16 protein-coding genes are annotated in these 18,149 nt (G+C 68.3%); 10 read left to right on the forward strand and 6 right to left on the reverse strand.

Translation table 11 applies throughout. The annotated features are described in order from the left end of the window. Positions 1-131: 131 nt before the first annotated feature. Together VF536_RS12725 and VF536_RS12730 are read left to right on the forward strand one after the other, a co-directional pair. Positions 132-1,607 (forward strand): M20 family metallopeptidase, encoded by a 1,476-nt coding sequence (locus VF536_RS12725; protein ID WP_331615220.1) that lies wholly within the window; start codon positions 132-134, stop codon positions 1,605-1,607. Positions 1,608-1,709: 102 nt separating this feature from the next. Further along, on the forward strand, positions 1,710-2,735 hold the full coding sequence (locus tag VF536_RS12730) for a LysR family transcriptional regulator (RefSeq protein ID WP_331615221.1): 1,026 nt from the start codon (positions 1,710-1,712) through the stop codon (positions 2,733-2,735). A gap of 32 nt (positions 2,736-2,767) precedes the next feature. Here the strand turns inward: VF536_RS12730 and VF536_RS12735 are convergent, their stop codons facing one another. Then, entirely contained in the window at positions 2,768-3,952 is a 1,185-nt protein-coding gene (locus VF536_RS12735; RefSeq protein WP_331615222.1) for an aminoglycoside phosphotransferase family protein, read from the reverse strand. A 170-nt stretch (positions 3,953-4,122) separates the two neighbouring features. On the opposite strand from VF536_RS12735, the gene VF536_RS12740 reads away from it, so the two are divergent. From VF536_RS12740 to rsmA, 3 genes are read left to right on the forward strand one after another with little or no spacing between them, the layout of a single operon-like run. Beyond that, positions 4,123-6,537 (forward strand): LPS-assembly protein LptD, encoded by a 2,415-nt coding sequence (locus VF536_RS12740; protein WP_331615223.1) that lies wholly within the window; start codon positions 4,123-4,125, stop codon positions 6,535-6,537. A 10-nt stretch (positions 6,538-6,547) separates the two neighbouring features. Further along, entirely contained in the window at positions 6,548-7,951 is a 1,404-nt protein-coding gene (locus tag VF536_RS12745; protein WP_331615224.1) for a peptidylprolyl isomerase, read from the forward strand. 18 nt (positions 7,952-7,969) lie between these two features. Further along, the gene (rsmA, locus tag VF536_RS12750) at positions 7,970-8,743 is read left to right on the forward strand and encodes a 16S rRNA (adenine(1518)-N(6)/adenine(1519)-N(6))-dimethyltransferase RsmA (RefSeq protein WP_331615225.1); all 774 of its coding nucleotides are present in this window, start codon (positions 7,970-7,972) and stop codon (positions 8,741-8,743) included. Positions 8,744-8,981: 238 nt separating this feature from the next. Here rsmA and VF536_RS12755 read toward each other — a convergent pair whose 3' ends face one another. Together VF536_RS12755 and VF536_RS12760 are read right to left on the reverse strand one after the other, a co-directional pair. Beyond that, positions 8,982-9,377, reverse strand: coding sequence for a barstar family protein (locus VF536_RS12755; RefSeq protein ID WP_088407561.1), 396 nt, complete (start codon positions 9,375-9,377; stop codon positions 8,982-8,984). Positions 9,378-9,773: 396 nt separating this feature from the next. Beyond that, complete coding sequence (locus VF536_RS12760) at positions 9,774-12,071, reverse strand: NADP-dependent malic enzyme (protein ID WP_331615226.1); 2,298 nt, start codon at positions 12,069-12,071, stop codon at positions 9,774-9,776. Between the two features lie 277 nt (positions 12,072-12,348). Between VF536_RS12760 and VF536_RS12765 the strand changes: the two genes are divergently transcribed. The 5 genes from VF536_RS12765 (at position 12,349) to VF536_RS12785 (ending at position 17,280) form a co-directional block, all read left to right on the forward strand. Then, positions 12,349-14,469, forward strand: a complete 2,121-nt coding sequence (locus tag VF536_RS12765; RefSeq protein ID WP_331615227.1) for a two-component system sensor histidine kinase NtrB — start codon at positions 12,349-12,351, stop codon at positions 14,467-14,469. Further along, positions 14,466-15,122 carry a response regulator transcription factor gene (locus tag VF536_RS12770; RefSeq protein ID WP_067281112.1) on the forward strand — a complete coding sequence of 219 codons (657 nt, stop codon included), beginning with the start codon at positions 14,466-14,468 and terminating at the stop codon, positions 15,120-15,122. Before VF536_RS12765 ends, VF536_RS12770 begins: the two co-directional genes overlap by 4 nt. 103 nt (positions 15,123-15,225) lie before the next feature. Next, positions 15,226-16,200, forward strand: coding sequence for a thiamine-phosphate kinase (gene thiL, locus VF536_RS12775; protein WP_331615266.1), 975 nt, complete (start codon positions 15,226-15,228; stop codon positions 16,198-16,200). Then, positions 16,197-16,718 carry a phosphatidylglycerophosphatase A gene (locus VF536_RS12780; RefSeq protein WP_331615230.1) on the forward strand — a complete coding sequence of 174 codons (522 nt, stop codon included), beginning with the start codon at positions 16,197-16,199 and terminating at the stop codon, positions 16,716-16,718. The genes thiL and VF536_RS12780 overlap by 4 nt, the downstream gene beginning before the upstream one ends. A 61-nt stretch (positions 16,719-16,779) precedes the next feature. Then, complete coding sequence (locus VF536_RS12785) at positions 16,780-17,280, forward strand: CinA family protein (protein WP_067281115.1); 501 nt, start codon at positions 16,780-16,782, stop codon at positions 17,278-17,280. A 10-nt stretch (positions 17,281-17,290) separates the two neighbouring features. On the opposite strand, the gene VF536_RS12790 is transcribed toward VF536_RS12785, so the two are convergent. From VF536_RS12790 to VF536_RS12800, 3 genes are all read right to left on the reverse strand, one after another. Next, positions 17,291-17,431 carry a hypothetical protein gene (locus tag VF536_RS12790; protein ID WP_331615231.1) on the reverse strand — a complete coding sequence of 47 codons (141 nt, stop codon included), beginning with the start codon at positions 17,429-17,431 and terminating at the stop codon, positions 17,291-17,293. 76 nt (positions 17,432-17,507) lie between these two features. Next, entirely contained in the window at positions 17,508-17,807 is a 300-nt protein-coding gene (locus VF536_RS12795) for a type II toxin-antitoxin system RelE/ParE family toxin (protein WP_088407567.1), read from the reverse strand. Beyond that, positions 17,804-18,022, reverse strand: a complete 219-nt coding sequence (locus VF536_RS12800; RefSeq protein WP_331615232.1) for a type II toxin-antitoxin system ParD family antitoxin — start codon at positions 18,020-18,022, stop codon at positions 17,804-17,806. Before VF536_RS12800 ends, VF536_RS12795 begins: the two co-directional genes overlap by 4 nt. Positions 18,023-18,149: the final 127 nt, after the last annotated feature.

Below are 18,149 nucleotides of genomic sequence, written 5' to 3' on the forward strand. Positions count from 1 at the left end.
CTCCTAGAATCAGTCGATCCAGTCCCCCCACCCCATTTCCCGCTTCCATTCCCCATGTTCCGCCCGGACCGGCCGCCTCGCGCGACCCCGGACCCAGCCAAGGCGGCCCACCGGCCGCGCAGGAGATCCACATGAACGCACGTGATCCGTCGTTGCCGCTGCAGACCGATGAAATCAGCGCCCTGGGCGCCTTCGCCGAGAAGGTCTGGGACCAGGAGATCGTCCCCGCGCTGACCGACTACATCGCCATCCCTGCCAAGAGCCCGATGTTCGACGCCGACTGGCAGGCCAACGGCTACATCGAGCGCGTCGTCCGCGACGCCGCCCAGTGGGTGGAGAGCAAGAAGATCCCCGGCCTGAAGCTGGAGGTCATCCGCCAGGACGGCCGTACGCCGGTCATCTTCTTCGAGCTGCCGTCGACCAAGGCCGAGAGCGCCGACACCGTCGTCCTCTACGGCCACCTGGACAAGCAGCCCGAGTTCAACGGCTGGCGCGCCGACCTCGGCCCGTGGACGCCCAAGTACGAGGACGGCAAGCTCTACGGCCGCGGCGGCGCAGACGACGGCTACGCGATCTACGCCTCCATCACCGCGCTGCTGGCACTGGACCAGCAGGGCATCCCCCGCCCGCGCTGCGTCGGCCTGATCGAGGCCTGCGAGGAATCCGGCTCCTACGACCTGCCGGCCTACATCGACCTGCTGCGGCCGCGCCTGGGCAACGTGTCGCTGGTGGTCTGCCTGGACTCCGGCGCCGGCGACTACGACCGCCTCTGGATGACCACCTCGCTGCGCGGCATGGTCTCGGGCGTGCTCAAGGTCGAGGTGCTGACCGAAGGCATCCACTCCGGCGACGCGTCGGGCGTGGTGCCCTCGTCCTTCCGAATCCTGCGGCAGGTGCTGGACCGGCTGGAGGATTCCAAGACCGGTCGCCTGCTGCCCGAGTCCTTCCATTGCGACATCCCCGGCGTGCGCTTCGAGCAGGCCCAGGCGACCGCCGCGATCTTGAAGGAAGAGGTCTACAAGCGCCTGCCCTGGGCCTGCGGTGCCGACGGCGCGCCGGTGCTGCCGGTGACCTCCGACCCGGTCGAGGTGCTGCTCAACCGCACCTGGCGGCCGACGCTGTCGGTGACCGGCGTGGACGGCTTCCCCGAGTTAAAGAGCGCCGGCAACGTGCTGCGCCCGTACACCGCGTTCAAGCTGTCGCTGCGCCTGCCGCCGCTGATCGACGGCAACGAGGCCGCGCTCAAGCTCAAGGCGCTGCTGGAAGACAACGCGCCCTACAACGCCAAGGTCAGCTTCGTGCCGGACGGCCGCGCCGGTGCTTACGGCGCCACCGGCTGGAACACGCCGGAACTCTCGCCGTGGCTCAGCCAGGTGCTGGACGACGCCAGCCAGGCCCACTTCGGCCAGCCGGTCGGCTACATCGGCCAGGGCGGCACCATCCCGCTGATGAGCATGCTGCAGAAGGGCTTCCCGGCCGCGCAGATGATGGTCTGCGGCGTGCTGGGCCCCAAGAGCAACGCCCACGGTCCCAACGAGTTCCTGCACGTGCCCTACGGCAAGCGCCTGACCGCCGCGGTGGCGCAGGTGATCGCCGCGCACCCCTGACCGCCGCGGACCCGGTCGGCGGCCGGAAGGCCGTCAAGGTCCGCTGATCGACGCACAGAGAGGCGGCCCGCGGCGACGCGGCGTCCGCCCGGAGGAGACGGGATGGATCAGGTCAAGGCGATGCGGGTCTTCACCCGCGTGATCGACGAGGGCAGCCTCGCCGGCGCCGCGCGGGCCATGGACCTGGCACCCGCCGTGGTCACGCGGCTGGTGGCGGATCTGGAGGAGCACCTCGGCGCGCGGCTGCTCAACCGCACGACGCGGCGGCTGTCGCTGACCGACGTCGGCGAGGGCTACCTCGAACGCTGCCGCCGCATCCTCAGCGACATCGAGGAGGCGGAGGCGCTGGCCTCCGCGGCGACCAACGAGCCGCGCGGCACGCTGCGCGTGCTGATCCCGCCGGCGATCGCCATCCACCAGCTGGCGCGTCACATGGCGCGCTTCCATGCGCTGTACCCGCTGGTCAGCGTCGAACTGGTCGCGCCCGGCCCCGTCGACACGCTCGACGAGAGCTTCGACATCACCGTCATCTCCACCCGCAGTCCGCTGCAGGGCGACTTCATCGCCCGCAAGCTGGCGCGCACCGAGGTGATCCTGTGCGCCTCGCCCGAGTACCTGGGCCGGCGCGGCAAGCCGCAGCATCCGTCCGACCTCAAGCAGCACGACGTCATGCTGCCGCCCATCCACGAGCTGACCCGCGGCGTGACCTTCGAGCGCTGCGGCGTCGACGGCCTCACCACCGAGAGCTTCTTCGCCATCCCCAGCCGGCCGGTGATGACGACCTCGTCGGTCGACACCAAGTACGCCTGCGCGCTGCACGGGCTGGGTGTGGCCGGATTGCCGTCCTTCGTCGTCGGCGACGCGCTGATGGAGGGGGCGCTCGAGCGCGTGCTGCCGCAGTGGCGCATCTACAGCTACGCGCTGTGGGCGGCAATGCCCACCCGCAAGTTCGTCCCGGCGCGCACCCGCGCGTTCATGGATTTCCTCGTCGAGATCTTCGGCGGGAAGGACGAGGATCCGTGGCTCACCGCCGCGGGTTGTCCGTCGTACCGGGCAGCGCAGGAGTTCCTGGCCGCTCAGGCAGCACAAGCGGCGAAGGCCGCGGCCACGCCGGCCGAGGGAGATTGATTCAGCGCGACGCGCCGCGCGTTCGCGCCGATTCAGCGCAGGCTGAAACCGACCTGCGTGTATTGAGGCTGGAGGTCTTCGATCAGGCGCAGCAGCGGCGACAGCTCGATGTAGCGCGTCGCCGTCTTCACGACGTAGGCGTAGAAGCGCGGCAGGTCTTCCGCGTAGTGCGGCTTGCCGTCGCGGTGCTTGAGCCGGCAGAAGATGCCCATGATCTTCAGTTGCCGCTGCAGCACGGTCCATTCGAGGCGGCGCCAGAACAGGCCGAAGTCCAGCGCCATCTCGTGCGGGTCCTCGCCGTTCGGATCCAGGCCGAACAGGCCGGCGCGCTTCGCGCCTTCCCAATACCTCACCGCCCAGTCGAGTTCCTCGGCCTCTTCCCAGGAGATGAACGCGTCCCGCATCAGCGAGGCGATGTCGTAGGTGATGGGACCCATCACCGCATCCTGGAAATCGAGGATGCCGGGCGTGGCGAAGGCCGCGCCCTTGCCGACCACGGCCGCATCGGCCACCTTGGAATCGATGCTTCCCGCCGGGCAGACCATCAGGTTGCGCGGCATGTAGTCGCGGTGCATCGGCACGCGCGGCTGCGCCAGGACGTTGGCCGACAGCAACGCCACGGTGCGGTCCCAGTAGCCGCGCTGCTTGTCGTTCCAGGTCTTGCCGTGGTGGGCCTGGACGCACCAGTCGACGAAGATCTGCAGCTCGCGACGCACGAAGGCCTCGTCGAACTGCGGCAGCACGCCCTCGGCACGGGCCGACCCGCTGGTCTGCCAACGCAGCAGCGCGGCGGTGGCGTCGCGCATCAGCACGCGCGGCGTCTCCGTGTCGCCCGCGCGCTGCGCGGCGAGCAGCGCGTCCAGGTAGGACCCGGTACCAAGGTCTTCCATCAGCGCAAAGCCGAGGTCGGCGTCGTGCGCGAGCATCTTCGGCACGTGCAGGCCGCGTTCCGCCATCAGTGCACCGACCTTCACGAAACTCGCCACCTGGTTGGGCGACGCCGGATCGTCCATGACGATCAGCGTGCCGCCGTCGGCCGTGGCAATGCGCAGGTAGCGGCGGAAGCCCGCATCGCTGCTGGCCGCGGCGAGCGTCGCCTCGCGCAGGCCGTGCGTCGCCACGAGCGGTGCCAGCCAGCGATGGAATCGGGCGGCGCGGTCGGCGTCGGGCCAGAGCGGGGGCGCTCCGTTCGGGGCGTGCGGGACGGAAGGGGTCATCGGCGGGGGAAGCAGAAGGGCCGCTGCGTGAGCGGCCCCGGGGTCGGTGACAAGGCGCTCCGGCGGTCCTGCCGGCTCGCAAGCCTCGTGGATAATGATTCTACAAACCCCGGGCAGCGCGGCGCGATCGACGCGCGGCCGCCTGACCTCTGCAAGACGCTGCCCGCCTGATGCGCCCACCGGTTTCCCGTCCCCGCCCGATCTCGCTGGCCGCCGCCTTGGCGGTCGCGTTGCCCGGCTTCTCCGCGTTCCACGCTTCGTCCGCGCAGGCGCAGGAGTCCGCCGGCCAGCCGCTGATCCTCAAGTCGGTCAAGCAGTTGCACCAGACCAAGCGCAAGGACGCCCGTCCCGCGCTGGCGCTGAGCGCCGACCGCATCACCAGCGACATGGACCAGACCTCCACCGCCGAGGGCGACGTCCAGCTGCGCTACGGCGGCATGCTGCTGAAGTCGAAGAACCTGCGCTACGACTATCCGCAGGATCTGGCCACCGCCGAGGGGAACGTCGAACTCAGCCAGAACGGCGCCGTGCTGCGCGGGCCCAAGCTCGAGCTCTTCGTCGACAAGTTCGAAGGCCAGCTCCAGAGCCCGACCTACTTCTTCGCCGCGACCGGCGGCAGCGGCAGCGCCAAGGCGATCCACTTCCTCGGCGACCAGCGCATGCGCGCCGACGAGGCGACGTACTCGACCTGCCCGGTGTCGGAGAAGGGCGAGCAGGATGCGGCCGACGCCAGCAAGGGCAAGCGCGACTGGGAGTTGGTCACCAGCAGCCTGAACCTCGACTTCGACGCCGGCGAGGGGGTGGCGAAGGACGCCGTGGTGCGTTTCCTGGGCGTGCCCATCCTGGCCGCGCCGTCGCTGAGCTTCCCGCTCGGCGACCAGCCCAAGTCCGGCCTGCTGCCGCCCAACGTCAACATCGACAACCGCAGCGGCGTCGAGTACAGCCAGCCCTTCTACTGGAGCATCGCACCCAACCGCGACGCGACGATCACGCCCTTCGTGATGACGCGCCGCGGTCCCGGGGTCGACACGCAGTTCCGCTATCTGGAGCCGGGCCACCGCGGCCAGATCGACTACGCGCTGCTGCCGCACGACCGGGTCACCGGCATCTCGCGCTGGGACCTGCGGCTGAACGCCGACGGCGACGTGATGCCCAACTGGACCTACAACGTCCATACCGAGCGCGTCTCCGACGACGACTACTGGAAGGACCTGCGCAGCCGGATGCTGTCGCAGACGCCGCGCCTGCTGTCGACGGATGTGCGTACCCAGCGCGACTTCAGCTTCAACTGGGGCGAGATGCAGACCTACGCGCGGATCCAGAAATGGCAGCCGCTGCAGGTCGCGCAGATCGAGGACAAGTTCGCCTCGCCGTACCAGCGCTCGCCGCAGATCGGCGTGCGGCTGCAGAGCGGCGCCGATGAATCGGTGCTGGCCGGTTATCTCCCGACCGGTCGCCGCGCCCGCCTGGAGGGCGGCCTGGAGCTCGAGTACAACCGCTTCGACCTGCCCGGCGGCGCGCTGGACTCGCAGACGCAGACCGGCGAGCGGATCCACCTGCTCGGTCACCTGAGCCTGCCGTTCAGCGGTGCGGCCTGGTGGCTGATCCCGAAGATGTCGATCAACGCGGCGAGCTACAACCTCGACCAGCCGATCGACGCGACCGGCCGGCGCTCGATCGGCCGCACCATCCCGACCTTCAGCGTCGACCACGGCTGGATCCTGGAGCGCAACACCTCGCTGTTCGGCCAGGCGATGCGCCAGACGCTGGAACCGCGCCTGCTGTACGTCAACACGCCGTACCGCGACCAGAGCGCGATGCCCAACTTCGACGCGGCGCCGCGGGACTACAACTTCGATTCGGTCTTCGCGGAGAACCAGTTCTCCGGCGTCGACCGGGTGAACGACGCCAACATGCTGGCCTTCGGCGCGACCACGCGCTGGATCGAGGATGAGCGCGGCGAGGAGCAGCTGCGCCTGGGCATGGTCCAGCGCTACCTGTTCCGCAACCAGCAGATCACGCCCGACGGCTCGCCGCAGACGCACCGGCTCTCCGACGTGGTGCTGCTGGCCTCGGCGCACTTGAACCAGGCCTGGTGGACCGACAGCACGCTGCAGCTGAATTCCGCCGACGGCAAGGTCGAGCGGACCGTGCTGCGGCTGCGCTATTCCCCCGGTCCGTTCCGCACCGTCAGCGCGTCCTACCGACTCGCCCGCGGGCAGAGCGAACAGGTCGAGCTGGCCTGGCAATGGCCGCTGTTCGGACCGGACCGCAAGTCGGTCTCCGGCGGACCCGGTTGCGCCGGCGCTTGGTACGGCGCGGGCCGGCTGCAGTACTCGATGCGCGACAAGCGCTTCACCGATTCCGTGGTCGGCGCCGAGTACGACTCGGGCTGCTGGATCCTGCGCGTCGGCGCGGAACGCCAGGCCACCGGCCGCGCGGAAACCAACACCCGACTGATCCTCCAGCTGGAGCTGGTCGGCCTGTCGCCGCTGGGCTCCAATGCGCTGAAAGTGTTGAGAGACAATATCCCGGGTTACCGTTCGCTGAGCTCCGAGCGCTCGGCTTTTGGCACATATGACTGAACTGCGTTCGATGCGATATCTCCAGCCGGTGGCGGCCACCCTCCTGTCCCTGAGCGCCGCCCTGGCCGGCTCGGTTTCCTCGGCGCAGACGACGCCCGCGGCAACCCCAGCGGCGGCGGCCCCAACGCCTGCTGCTGCGGCATCGACGCCGGCGGTCAATCGTCCGGTCGTCGAACAACGGCAGCTCAAGCCGGGTGACTACATCGCGGTGATCGTCAACACCGACATCGTGGCGGCGTCGGAAGTGATCCAGCGCACCGAGCGCGCGCGCGAGGAAGCCCGTCAGCGCGGCCAGACCGTCACCAACGAACTGCTGCACAAGCAGGCCTTGGACACCTTGGTCGACGAGCGGGTGGTCGTGACCTACGCCCGTGAGAACGGCCCGCGCGTGGACGAGCCGGAGCTGGATCGTGTCGTCGCGAACGTCGCGACGCAGAACAAGCTGACGATGCCCGAGCTGCGCCAGCGCCTGGCGGCCGAGGGCATCGACTTCAAGCGTTTCCGCGAGAACCTGCGCGACCAGATGCTGAGCGAGCGCGTCCGCGAGCGCGAGGTGCAGGGCCGCATCCGCGTCACGGACGGCGACATCGACAAGTACCTGGAAGAGCGCCAGGCCGCGCTGCAGGGGCGCGCGCAGCTGAACATCGCGCAGATCCTGGTGCCGGTGCCGGAAGGCTCGAGCGTCGCGGTGGTCGCCGAGCGCAAGGCCCGCGCGGACGCCGCGCTGGCCCGCATCAAGGCCGGCGAGGACTTCGCCAAGGTCGCCCGCGAAGTGTCGGAAGACGCGAACAAGAACCGCGGCGGCGAGATCGGTCTGCGCGCCGCCGACAAGCTGCCCGATGTCTTCGTCGACGCGGTCAAGGACCTGAAGGACGGCGAGGTGCGGCCTGAACCGTTGCGCTCCGAAGCCGGCTTCCACGTGCTGAAGCTGATCGAGCGTCAGACCGGCAAGGCATCGATCAACGTGGTCGTGCAGACCCATGCGCGCCACATCCTGCTGCGCCCCTCCGAGCAGTTGAGCCCCGAGCAGGCGACCCGCCGGATGGTCGAGTTCAAGCGGGCGATCGAGTCTGGCCGTGCCACCTTCGAACAACTGGCCCGCGCCAACTCGGAAGACGGCAGCGCGCAGGAAGGCGGCGACCTGGGCTGGGTCTCGCCGGGCGGCTTCGTGCCCGAGTTCGAGCAGGCCATGGATGCGCTGCCGCTCAAGGGCATCTCGGACCCGGTGCCGTCGCGTTTCGGCATCCACCTGATCCAGGTGATGGAGCGCCGCGACGTGGTGCTCGATACGAAGCAGCTGCGCGAGCAGGCCCGCAATGCGCTGCGCGAGCGCAAGTACGACGACGCCTACAACGACTGGATGAAGGAAATCCGCGCCCGCGCCTTCATCGAGACGCGCGAGTGGCTGGACTGACCGGCCGGGACTGAGTTCATGGGACATGTCGCGCGCAAGCGCTTCGGCCAGCACTTCCTGACCGACAAGGCGATCATCGACGGTATCGTCGACGCGATCGCGCCGGGCGAAGACCAGGCGATGGTCGAGATCGGTCCGGGCCTGGGCGCGATGACGCTGCCGCTGCTGCAGCGGCTGCCGGCGTCGAGCCGGCCGCTGACCGTCATCGAACTGGACCGCGACCTCGCCGCCCGCATGCGCAAGCGCGGCGATGTGACGGTCATCGAGTCCGACGTGCTGAAGGTGGACTTCGCCGCGCTGGCCGCCGAGCGCGGCCGCAAGCTGAAGGTTGTCGGCAACCTGCCGTACAACATCTCCTCGCCCATCCTCTTCCACTTGCTGGGTTTCGTGGACCACGTGGTCGACCAGACCTTCATGCTGCAGAAGGAAGTCGTCGACCGCATGGCCGCCAAGCCGGGCAACAAGGACTTCGGCCGGCTGACCGTCATGCTGCAATGGCGTTACGACGTCGAGGCGCTGTTCGACGTGCCGCCGGAGGCCTTCGATCCGCCGCCGCGGGTCGACTCGGCGATCGTGCGCATGGTGCCGCTATCGGCGCCGGCCAAGGTCGACGAGGCGCTGCTGAGCGAACTGGTCGCCTCGGCCTTCTCGCAACGCCGCAAGCTGCTGCGGCATTCGCTCGGCAAGTGGCTGGAAGCCCGCGGCTTCCAGGGCGAGTTCGACCTGCAACGCCGCGCCGAAGAGGTGCCGGTGGCGGAGTTCGTCGCGCTGGCGCTCGCGGTCCAAGGCTGAGCCCAAAGAAAAAGGCCTTCCGTCGCCGGAAGGCCTTCTGCGTCAAACCCGGAGGTCAGTCGATCTTCAATGCCTCATGCGGCGCTGAGCCACATGGACGTATCGAAGGCGCTGCACATCATCGGCATGTTCATGCCGAAGTTCGGATTCGGATTCGCCTTGGTGCTCTTGAGCACCGGCTTCACCTCGGGGGCCACTTCGGTCGCCCGCTCCCAGGAACCTTGTTCTTGAGAGCGGGCTACTGAAAAGAATAGAAGCACCGGAATGAGACCTTCCGCTCGGCCCAGAAATCGGCCGCCTCGCGGAAGACGTCGAGCAACTGCTCGCGCGCCTCACGATCGAATTTCGCATGGTCCGGCAACTGGTCCAGCACCACGACGAACCCTGGCTGCGCACCCGACTTGTGGACCAGATTGGTCATGCAGTCGTACAGCGCTTCCATGTTCTTCCCGAAGTGGGCCGGGAACAGGAAATTGCTGGCAATCAATTCCAGCACGTCCTGTTTGGTCTCCGCTGGAGACAGGTCGGCGTACAGGAAGTGTTGGCCGGCGTCCTGCGCGGCCTGCATCAAGTCCTCGACCCGGTAGGCTCTGATCGCCTGCACGATGTTGGGACGGACTGTCTGCAAAAGCATTGTCGCGTTCCTCCTAGATGGGGGTTCCGAGTTCATGTCCAACCATGCCCGCGGCACCGGACAGAACCCGCTGGGGAGCCTGCAATCGTCGGTGGCGTGGGTGGGGTCAGAGAGGGTTAACCCTGAACTCTGAAACCGAGATGGTACAGAAACGGACCCGAATGCTCAAGCCGGGGGTGACCAGAATGCCCTAAAAAGCGGCACTGTGAGCGTGCGCACACATACGCTGAAATCGATGGGAGACATGCTCGTCATCCCAAGGAAATCGGCTGGTGAGCCGCTACAAACTTTTTCTATAGACCGGGCCGCAGGTCGGGTTTAAAGGCCTTCCGGCACCCCTTTCGAGGGGCGCGGTAGGCCCGGAACCGAATATTCTTCGGTCCGGAAACGGCAGGGTCAGCGAGCCGCGTTGGCGTCCGCGACGGTGAGGGCCGTCATGTTCACGATGCGGCGCACCGTGGCCGACGGCGTCAGCACATGGACCGGCTTGGCCGCGCCGAGCAGCACCGGCCCGATCGCGATGCCGCCGCCGGCAGCCGTCTTCAGCAGGTTGTAGCTGATGTTGGCCGCGTCGATGTTCGGCATGACCAGCAGGTTGGCCTCGCCCGTGAGCGAGCTGTTGGAGACCAGCTGATCGCGGTAGTGCGGGTCCAGCGCGGCGTCGCCGTGCATCTCGCCGTCGGCTTCCAGCCAGGGCGCCTGTTCCTTGATCAGGGCCAGCGCGTCGCGCATCTTGACCGCGGACGGGCAGTTGCTCGAACCGAAATTGCTGTGCGACAGCAGCGCCGCCTTCGGACGCAGGCCGAAGCGCATCATCTCCTCGGCCGCCATCTGCGTGATCTCGGCGATCTGCTCGGCGGTCGGGTCGTAGTTGACGTGGGTGTCGACCAGCATGATCTGGCGGCCCGGCAGGATCAGACCGTTCATGCAGGCGAAAGTCTTCACGCCGGGGCGCTTGCCGATCACCTGGTCGATGTACTGCAGGTGCATCGCGGTGTTGCTCCAGGTGCCGCAGAGCATCCCGTCCACTTCACCCTTGTGCAGCATCATGGCGCCGATCAGCGTCAGGCGGCGGCGCATCTCGATCTTGGCGAGCTGCTGGGTCACGCCCTTGCGCTCGGTCATTGCGAGGTAGGTCTGCCAGTAGTCGCGGTAGCGCTGGTCGAACTCGGTGTTCACCACCTCGTAGTCGCGACCTTCCTGAAGGCGCAGGCCGAAGCGCTCGCAACGCTGCGCGATGACCTCCGGACGGCCGATCAGCGTCGGACGGGCAATGCCCTCGTCGATGACGATCTGCACCGCGCGCAGCACCCGTTCCTCTTCGCCTTCCGCGTAGGCCACGCGCTTGTGCTTGGCCTTCTTCGCGATCTGGAAGATCGGCTTCATCGTCGTGCCGGAGGCGTAGACGAAGCTCTGCAGCTTCTCCAGATACGCCGGCATGTCGGCGATCGGCCGCAGCGCGACGCCCGAGGCTTCCGCCGCCAGCGCGACCGCCGGAGCGATCTTCATCATCAGGCGCGGGTCGAAAGGCTTCGGGATCAGGTATTCCGGGCCGAAGCTCAGGTTCGCACCGGCATACGCGGCGGCCACGACCTCGCTCTGCTCCGCCTGGGCGAGCTCGGCGATCGCGTGGACGGCGGCGATCTCCATCTCGTCGTTGATTGTCGTCGCACCGCAGTCCAGGGCGCCGCGGAAGATGTACGGGAAGCACAGGACGTTGTTGACCTGGTTCGGATAGTCCGTCCGGCCCGTGGCCATCAGCGCGTCGCCGCGGATGGCGTGCACGTCCTCCGGCTGGATCTCCGGATTCGGGTTGGCCAGCGCGAAGATGATCGGCCGCGCCGCCATCGAGGCGACCATGTCCTGCTTGAGCACGCCGCCCGCCGACAGGCCCAGGAAGATGTCCGCGCCGGCGATCACGTCGCGCAGGCTGCGCTGCTCGGTGGGCTGGGCGTAGACGGCCTTGTCCGGGTCCATCAGCTCGGTGCGGCCTTCGTAGACCACGCCGGCCAGGTCGGTCACCCAGATGTTCTTGCGCGGCAGGCCCAGCTTGACCAGCAGGTTCAGGCAGGCGAGGGCGGCGGCGCCCGCGCCCGAGGTCACCAGCTTCACCGACGCGATGTCCTTGCCCGCGACCTTCAGGCCGTTGAGCAGGCCGGCAGCGACCACGATGGCGGTGCCGTGCTGGTCGTCGTGGAAGACGGGGATCTTCATCCGCTTGCGCAGCTCGCGCTCGACGTAGAAACAGTCCGGCGCCTTGATGTCTTCGAGGTTGATGCCGCCGAAAGTGGGCTCCAGCGCGGCGATCACGTCGACCAGCTTGTCGAGGTCGTGCTTCTCGTCGATCTCGAGGTCGAAGACGTCGATGCCGGCGAACTTCTTGAACAGGACGCCCTTGCCTTCCATCACCGGCTTGGAGGCCAGCGGGCCGATGTCGCCCAGGCCCAGCACGGCGGTGCCGTTGGAGATCACCGCGACCAGGTTGCCGCGCGAGGTGTAGCGGAACGCGTTGGCGGGGTCGGCGACGATCTCCTCGCACGCGGCCGCCACGCCCGGCGAGTACGCCAGGGCCAGGTCACGCTGGTTGATCAGCTGCTTGGTGGCCGCGATGGCGATCTTCCCGGGGGTCGGGAACTCGTGGTATTCGAGAGCGGCCTGGCGCAGCTGCGCACGTTTTTCTTCGGACGTGGACATGGGGGACTCTTCTGGTTGAAACCGGTCCGCCGTCGTGGGCCGGGTCGGCGATTGTAGGAGTCCGCCCCGACGGCGGCAGTGCGGACTATGCGTATGCTGCATGTCGGCAGGGCCGCAGGCACATACGCGAAACTGCGCATCGCCACGGGCCCGCGGCGCGCCATACTGCCTGCCCCGCACGCGCGCGAGACCCCTTGCCATCGCACGCGTGGGCGATCCTTTCAAGCGCCTTTCACGTCGCGTTCACGCCGCCTTTCTCGACTTCAGCGATTTCCGCTTGCCTGCTCCGACCATCATGCGGCCCGCCGCCCCCTTTCCCCCGATGGCGCCTGGCGCCCGACCGCGGCGCTGGCGGCGTGCGCTGCTGTGGGGAACGCTGGTCGCGCTGCTGCTGATCGCGCAGTCGTTGCTGCTGTCGCTGACCTTGAGTCACGAGGCGGCCCGCGCGCAGGAGGCGTCCGACCTGGCCGCCGCCGAGGTGACCGCGCGCGCCAAGCAGTTGATCGGCCGCGACCTGCAGGGCCTGCAGGGCCTGATGTGGGCGGAGGACGATGACTGGCGCGGCAACGCCGCCGCGCAGCTGCGCCAGACGCGCGTGCTGTTGCGCATCGAGCTGCGCGATTCGGAGCGCCAGGTGCGGCGCGCCGTCGACACGCCGTACGCGCCACCGCTGTTCTCGATCCTGTCGCGCGAGCAGCTGCAGATCGAGACCGAGCTCGCCTGCATCGCCGCGTTGAGACAGGGCACGCCGCTGTTCTCGCGCTCCTACTTCGTGCCGGGCCCGGGCGGCGACGGCATGGAGGTCGCCGACCTCTGCCTGCCGCGTGTGCGCGCCGGCGAGCCGCGCTCGTACGTCGTCGCGACGATGGGCTTGCGGCCGCTGCTGGAGGAGTCGGTCTCGCAGGACCAGGCACGGCGCTTCGAGATGTCCTTCGTCGAAGGCGACGGCACGCGCCTGGCGCGCACCGGCCTGACGCGCGGCACCGGCTTCTACCTGTCGGAGCGACTGCTCGACCTGCCGGGCCTGAGCCTGCAGCTGCGCGTCGACAACGCCACCGGCCGGCCGCAGCTGATCCCGAACCTGGCGACGGCGCTGGTGCTCGGCCTGTCGATGGCGCTCTTCGCGCTGGTCATCATTCTGGCGCGCGACACCCGCAAGCGCGCGCAGGCGGAACACGCGCTGGCGGAGTCCCTCGCGTTCCGGCAGGCGATGGAGAACTCGCTGATCACCGGCCTGCGCGCCCGCGACCTGGACGGCAACATCAGCTATGTGAATCCGGCGTTCTGCGCGATGGTCGGCTACCCGGCGGAGGAAGTGGTCGGCACCGGCCGTCCGCCGCACGCACCGCCGTACTGGCCGCCGGAGTTCACCGACGAATACTGGCGCCGCCACCACGACCGCGAGGCGCGCTGGGAAGCAGGCCTGCCGCCGCGCGAGGGCTTCGAGACCGTCTTCGCGCGCAGCACCGGCGAGCGCTTCCCGGTGATGATCTACGAGGCGCCGCTGCTGAACGCCGAAGGCCAGCAGACCGGCTGGATGAGCGCGGTGCTGGACCTGAGCGCGCAGCGCAAGGTCGAGGAGCTGTCGCGCCAGCAGTCGGACCGGCTGCAGGCGACGGCGCGGCTGGCGACGGTGGGTGAGATGGCCTCGCTGCTGAGCCACGAACTGAACCAGCCGCTGGCGGCGATCGCGAGTTACGCGACGGCCTCGATCAACCTGATGGTGCGCGAGGCCGACGATCCGCAGACGCCGGCCATGGTGCGCCAGGCCGTGACACGCATCGCCGAGCAGGCCGAGCGCGCGGGCCGCGTCATCAAGAGCGTGCACGACTTCGTCCGGCGCCGCGAGGCGGCGCGCGAGTGGGTGAACGTCGAGCAGCTGCTGGAGGCGGTGCTGCCGCTGATCCGGCTGCAGGCGCGCAAGAGCGGCGCGCGCATCGAGATGGACCTGGCCCGGGGCCTGCCGCGCGTGCGCTGCGACCGGACCATGGTCGAGCAGGTGCTGCTGAACCTCACCCGCAATGCGATCCAGGCGATGGACGGCCCGACGCCGCTCGCCGACCGGGCGCTGATCATCCAGGTGAAGCGCCTGCAGCCGCGCTGGCTGAGTTTCGCGGTGATCGACCGCGGGCCGGGCATTCCGGCCGAAGTGGCGCGTCAGCTGTTCACGCCGTTCTTCACGACCCGCACCGAAGGCATGGGCCTGGGCCTGAGCCTGTGCCGCACGGTCGTGGAGCAGCATGGCGGCGCGATGGATTTCGAAAGCCGCGTGGCGCCCGCGTCGCCGACCGGGACCGAGTTCCGTTTCAGCCTGCCGTGCGAGGATGCGCCTGGGTCGGCGCCGAAGTCCGGAGCCGACCGGTTCCCCGTCATTGGATCTGGAGAGTCGTCCGCATGAAGCCGCAGTCCCTGCCGATGGTCTACCTCGTCGACGACGAGGAAGTGGTGCGCGACGCGCTCGCCTGGCTGCTGCGCTCGCGGCGGCTGCTGTCCGAGGGCTTCGGCAGCGCCGAGGCCTTCGAGTCGATGCTGGACGGCCTGCCGCGCAGCGGGCGCGACTGGCCGTCGGCGCCGAGCTGTCTGCTGCTGGACGTGCGCATGCCCGGGATGAGCGGCCTGGCGCTGTTCGAGCGGCTCATCGAGCGCGGCCTGCTGGAGACGCTGCCGGTGATCTTCCTGACCGGTCACGGCGACGTGCCGACGGCGGTGGCGGCGGTGAAGCAGGGCGCCTACGACTTCGTCGAGAAACCGTTCTCGGACAACGCGCTGGTGGACCGCGTCGAGCATGCGCTGGCGCAGAGCGCCGAGGCGATCTCCGCGCGCGACGCGAAGTCGGCGCTGGGGCATCGCGTCGGCGACCTGACCGAGCGCGAGCGCGAGGTGATGCAGCTGGTCGTGCAGGGCCTGCCCAACAAGCTGATCGCGGACCAGCTCAACATCAGCGTGCGCACGGTGGAAGTCCATCGCGCGCGGGTCTTCGAGAAGATGGATGTGAAGTCCGCGGTCGAGCTGTCCAACCTGCTGCGCGGCGACAATGCCGCCCATGGGTGATTCTTCTGACGCGTCCGGCGCAATTGCCGGTGCATCTGCCGGTATGTGTGCCGTTACGTCTGCCAGTACGTCTGGCGAGGGCGAGCGACGGGACGGCCGGCCGCTGGGCGAGTTCGATCTGATCGACCGTTTCTTCGGCCGCGCCGGGCGCGCCGGCCGGACCGAAGGCGGCGCGGTCACGCTGGGCATTGGCGACGACTGCGCGGTGCTGACGCCGTCGGCGGGCCATCAGTGGCTGGTGACGGCGGACATGCTGGTCGAGGGCCGGCATTTCCTGTCGACGGTGTCGCCGCGGCGGCTCGGCCACAAGGCGCTGGCAGTGAACCTCAGCGACCTCGCGGCCTGCGGTGCGACCCCCAAGGCCTTCTTCCTGTCGCTGGCGCTGCCGCGCGTCGACGAGGCTTTCCTGGCGGGTTTCGCGCAAGGGCTGTTCGAACTCGCCGATGCGCATCGCATCGTGCTTGCCGGCGGTGATACGACGGCGGGGCCGCTCAACATCAACATCACCGCGATGGGCGAAGTGCCAGCAGGCCAGGCGCTGTTGCGCTCGGGCGCGAAGTCGGGTGACGACGTCTGGGTCAGCGGCACGCTGGGCGATGCGCGGCTGGCGCTGGAGGTGTTCCGCGGCACGCTGTCGCTGAGCGCGTCGCAGTTCGACGAAGCCCGTCTGCGGATGGAAATGCCCGAACCGCGCGTGGCGCTCGGACGCGCGCTGCGCGGGATCGCGACGAGCGCGGCGGATGTGTCCGACGGTCTGGCCGGCGACATCGGCCATGTGCTGAAGCGTTCCAACGTCGGCGCGACCTTGCGACTGGCGGATCTGCCGCGGTCGGGCGTGCTCGGCGCGATGCCGGAAGACATCCAGCAGCTGTGCCTGCTGAGCGGCGGCGACGATTACGAACTCGTCTTCACCGCGCCCGCCGACGCGCGTGAGCTTGTGCTCGAGGCAGGTCGCGTGTCCGGCACGCCGGTGTACCGCGTCGGGCGCATCGATGAAGAACCCGGCCTGCGCGTCGTCGACGGCGCGGGGCGTCCGCTGCAGGATCGCCTGCAGAGCTTCGACCACTTCAAATCATGAGCGCGGTGCGTCCGACTTTCGGTTTCATGGCCAGGCACCCCGCGCATTGGATCGCGATGGGGTTCGGCAGCGGGCTGGCGCCGAAGGCGCCGGGAACGGTGGGCACGCTGTGGGGCTGGGCCGCGTTCGCGATCCTGAACCTGTGGCTGACGCCGGTGATGTGGGGCGTGGTGATCGCCGCGAGCATCCCGATCGGCTGGTGGGCTTCGACGGTGACGGCGAGGCATCTCAAGACCTGCGATCCCGGTTCGGTCGTGTGGGACGAGATCGTCGCGATCTGGCTCGTGCTGTGGTTGATCATGCCGGCGGGGTTCTGGTGGCAACTGGCGGCGTTCGGCGTGTTCCGCTTCTTCGACGCGGCCAAGCCGGGTCCAGTGCGCTGGGCCGATGCGCTGTTCAAGATCGAGCCCGGCCAGCCAGTGACGGTGTGGCAAGGCTTCGGCATCCTGTTCGACGATCTGGTGGCGGCTGCATGTACGCTTGTGGTGTTGGCCGGCGCGAGGGCCTTGTTGCACTGACGGCCGGGCGCTGTCATCCACGGATGCCAGATCATCCAGATCCATCGACGAGGAGATCCCCATGCTGTTTCCCGACGAATCCGAACTGATCGAACGCATCGCCCTGGCGCTGATCCAGCGCAAGGAGCGCATGGGCACCGCGGAGTCCTGCACCGGCGGCCTGATCGCGGCGGCGTGCACGAGCCTGGCGGGTTCGAGCCAGTGGTTCGAGCGCGGCGTGGTGAGCTACACCAACCAGGCGAAGACGGAGCTGCTCGGCGTGCCGGCGGCGCTGATCACGCTGCATGGCGCGGTGAGCGGCGAAGTGGCCGAACAGATGGCGCGCGGCCTGGTGGCGCACGCACCCATCGACTGGGCGATCGCCGTGACCGGCGTGGCCGGGCCGGGCGGCGGCACCGAGAACAAGCCGGTCGGGACGGTGTGGCTCGCGCTGATGCACGGCCGGCAGCGCGTGCGGGTGTGGAAGGAGCACTTCACCGGCGACCGGCATGCGGTGCGCGCGCAAACCGTTCGCGCCGGGCTGGAAGCCCTGTGTGATGCGCTCGAAGACCGAGACTCTTGAGTAGTCAAGGTTAGGAACGCGATCCCTCTTTCGCGTCCGCCATCGCTTGGTATTCGGCGATCAGTCGGTCGAAGACTTCGTCCGCGGCTTTGCCTTTCCCTGCCGCGGCCGCAGCCTTGCCGCGAGAGATGGATTCTTCAAATGCCTTCATTCAAGCAATGCGGTTGGCGCGTCGACTCTCGGTTGATTCGATCTCATCCATGCGATGTGCTGAGTCTGGTTTGCTTTCAAGCATTGAAGGCCCTCGCGAGGTCTTGAGATGAATGAAGGATGCGATGAACCATGACACGCTGCGCCATGACGTTCACGGAATAGAAGATGCCGTATCGCCCATGACTGCGGCGCCGGATGTGAGGGTAGGGGCGAAGGCGGGCGGACGGAAATGACTCAGCCATGGTCGACAACCCGTTGACCTTGGCCATCAGTTCGGCCAGGAACGACGGGGCCCGCGAAGGGTTGTCCCGCGCGATGTATTCGCCAATGGAGTCCAGATCTGCCCGCGCCTTCCGAAGAAGGCGGACGATCATTTCTTCGAGTCCGCCAGCGCCTGGTACTTGGCGATCAACGGCAGGAAAACGTCTTCGACGCTTTCGCCCTCACTGATGGCCTCCTCGGCAACACCTTCGGCGAAGGAGTCCTCGAACGCCTTCAACCTCGCCTCGCGCCAAGCCTGCAGCTCCACGCTGTCCCGCAGCACCTGCGTGCGCGACGAATACTTTCCGCTCTCGATCAGATTCAGCACGATGGCCTCCAGTTCGGGTCCCAGATCTGTGTGAATCATCTCGGTAGGTCCTGCAAAAGGAAATCGCTTCAGAGGGGGAGATCGCATCCCCAATCAGCGGGAGCAAGCTCGAGGGATCTACTCGCAC

This window comes from Roseateles sp., from assembly GCF_036486225.1.
Lineage (GTDB): Bacteria > Pseudomonadota > Gammaproteobacteria > Burkholderiales > Burkholderiaceae_C > Roseateles.

Bases quoted from the DNA above. Each gene is read 5' to 3' on its own strand.
- VF536_RS12725 (WP_331615220.1), top strand. From the start codon at position 132: ATGAACGCACGTGATCCGTCGTTGCCGCTGCAGACCGATGAAATCAGC.
- VF536_RS12730 (WP_331615221.1), top strand. From the start codon at position 1,710: ATGGATCAGGTCAAGGCGATGCGGGTCTTCACCCGCGTGATCGACGAG.
- VF536_RS12735 (WP_331615222.1), bottom strand. From the start codon at position 3,952: ATGACCCCTTCCGTCCCGCACGCCCCGAACGGAGCGCCCCCGCTCTGG.
- VF536_RS12740 (WP_331615223.1), top strand. From the start codon at position 4,123: ATGCGCCCACCGGTTTCCCGTCCCCGCCCGATCTCGCTGGCCGCCGCC.
- VF536_RS12745 (WP_331615224.1), top strand. From the start codon at position 6,548: ATGCGATATCTCCAGCCGGTGGCGGCCACCCTCCTGTCCCTGAGCGCC.
- rsmA (WP_331615225.1), top strand. From the start codon at position 7,970: ATGGGACATGTCGCGCGCAAGCGCTTCGGCCAGCACTTCCTGACCGAC.
- VF536_RS12755 (WP_088407561.1), bottom strand. From the start codon at position 9,377: ATGCTTTTGCAGACAGTCCGTCCCAACATCGTGCAGGCGATCAGAGCC.
- VF536_RS12760 (WP_331615226.1), bottom strand. From the start codon at position 12,071: ATGTCCACGTCCGAAGAAAAACGTGCGCAGCTGCGCCAGGCCGCTCTC.
- VF536_RS12770 (WP_067281112.1), top strand. From the start codon at position 14,466: ATGAAGCCGCAGTCCCTGCCGATGGTCTACCTCGTCGACGACGAGGAA.
- VF536_RS12780 (WP_331615230.1), top strand. From the start codon at position 16,197: ATGAGCGCGGTGCGTCCGACTTTCGGTTTCATGGCCAGGCACCCCGCG.
- VF536_RS12785 (WP_067281115.1), top strand. From the start codon at position 16,780: ATGCTGTTTCCCGACGAATCCGAACTGATCGAACGCATCGCCCTGGCG.
- VF536_RS12790 (WP_331615231.1), bottom strand. From the start codon at position 17,431: ATGAAGGCATTTGAAGAATCCATCTCTCGCGGCAAGGCTGCGGCCGCG.
- VF536_RS12795 (WP_088407567.1), bottom strand. From the start codon at position 17,807: ATGATCGTCCGCCTTCTTCGGAAGGCGCGGGCAGATCTGGACTCCATT.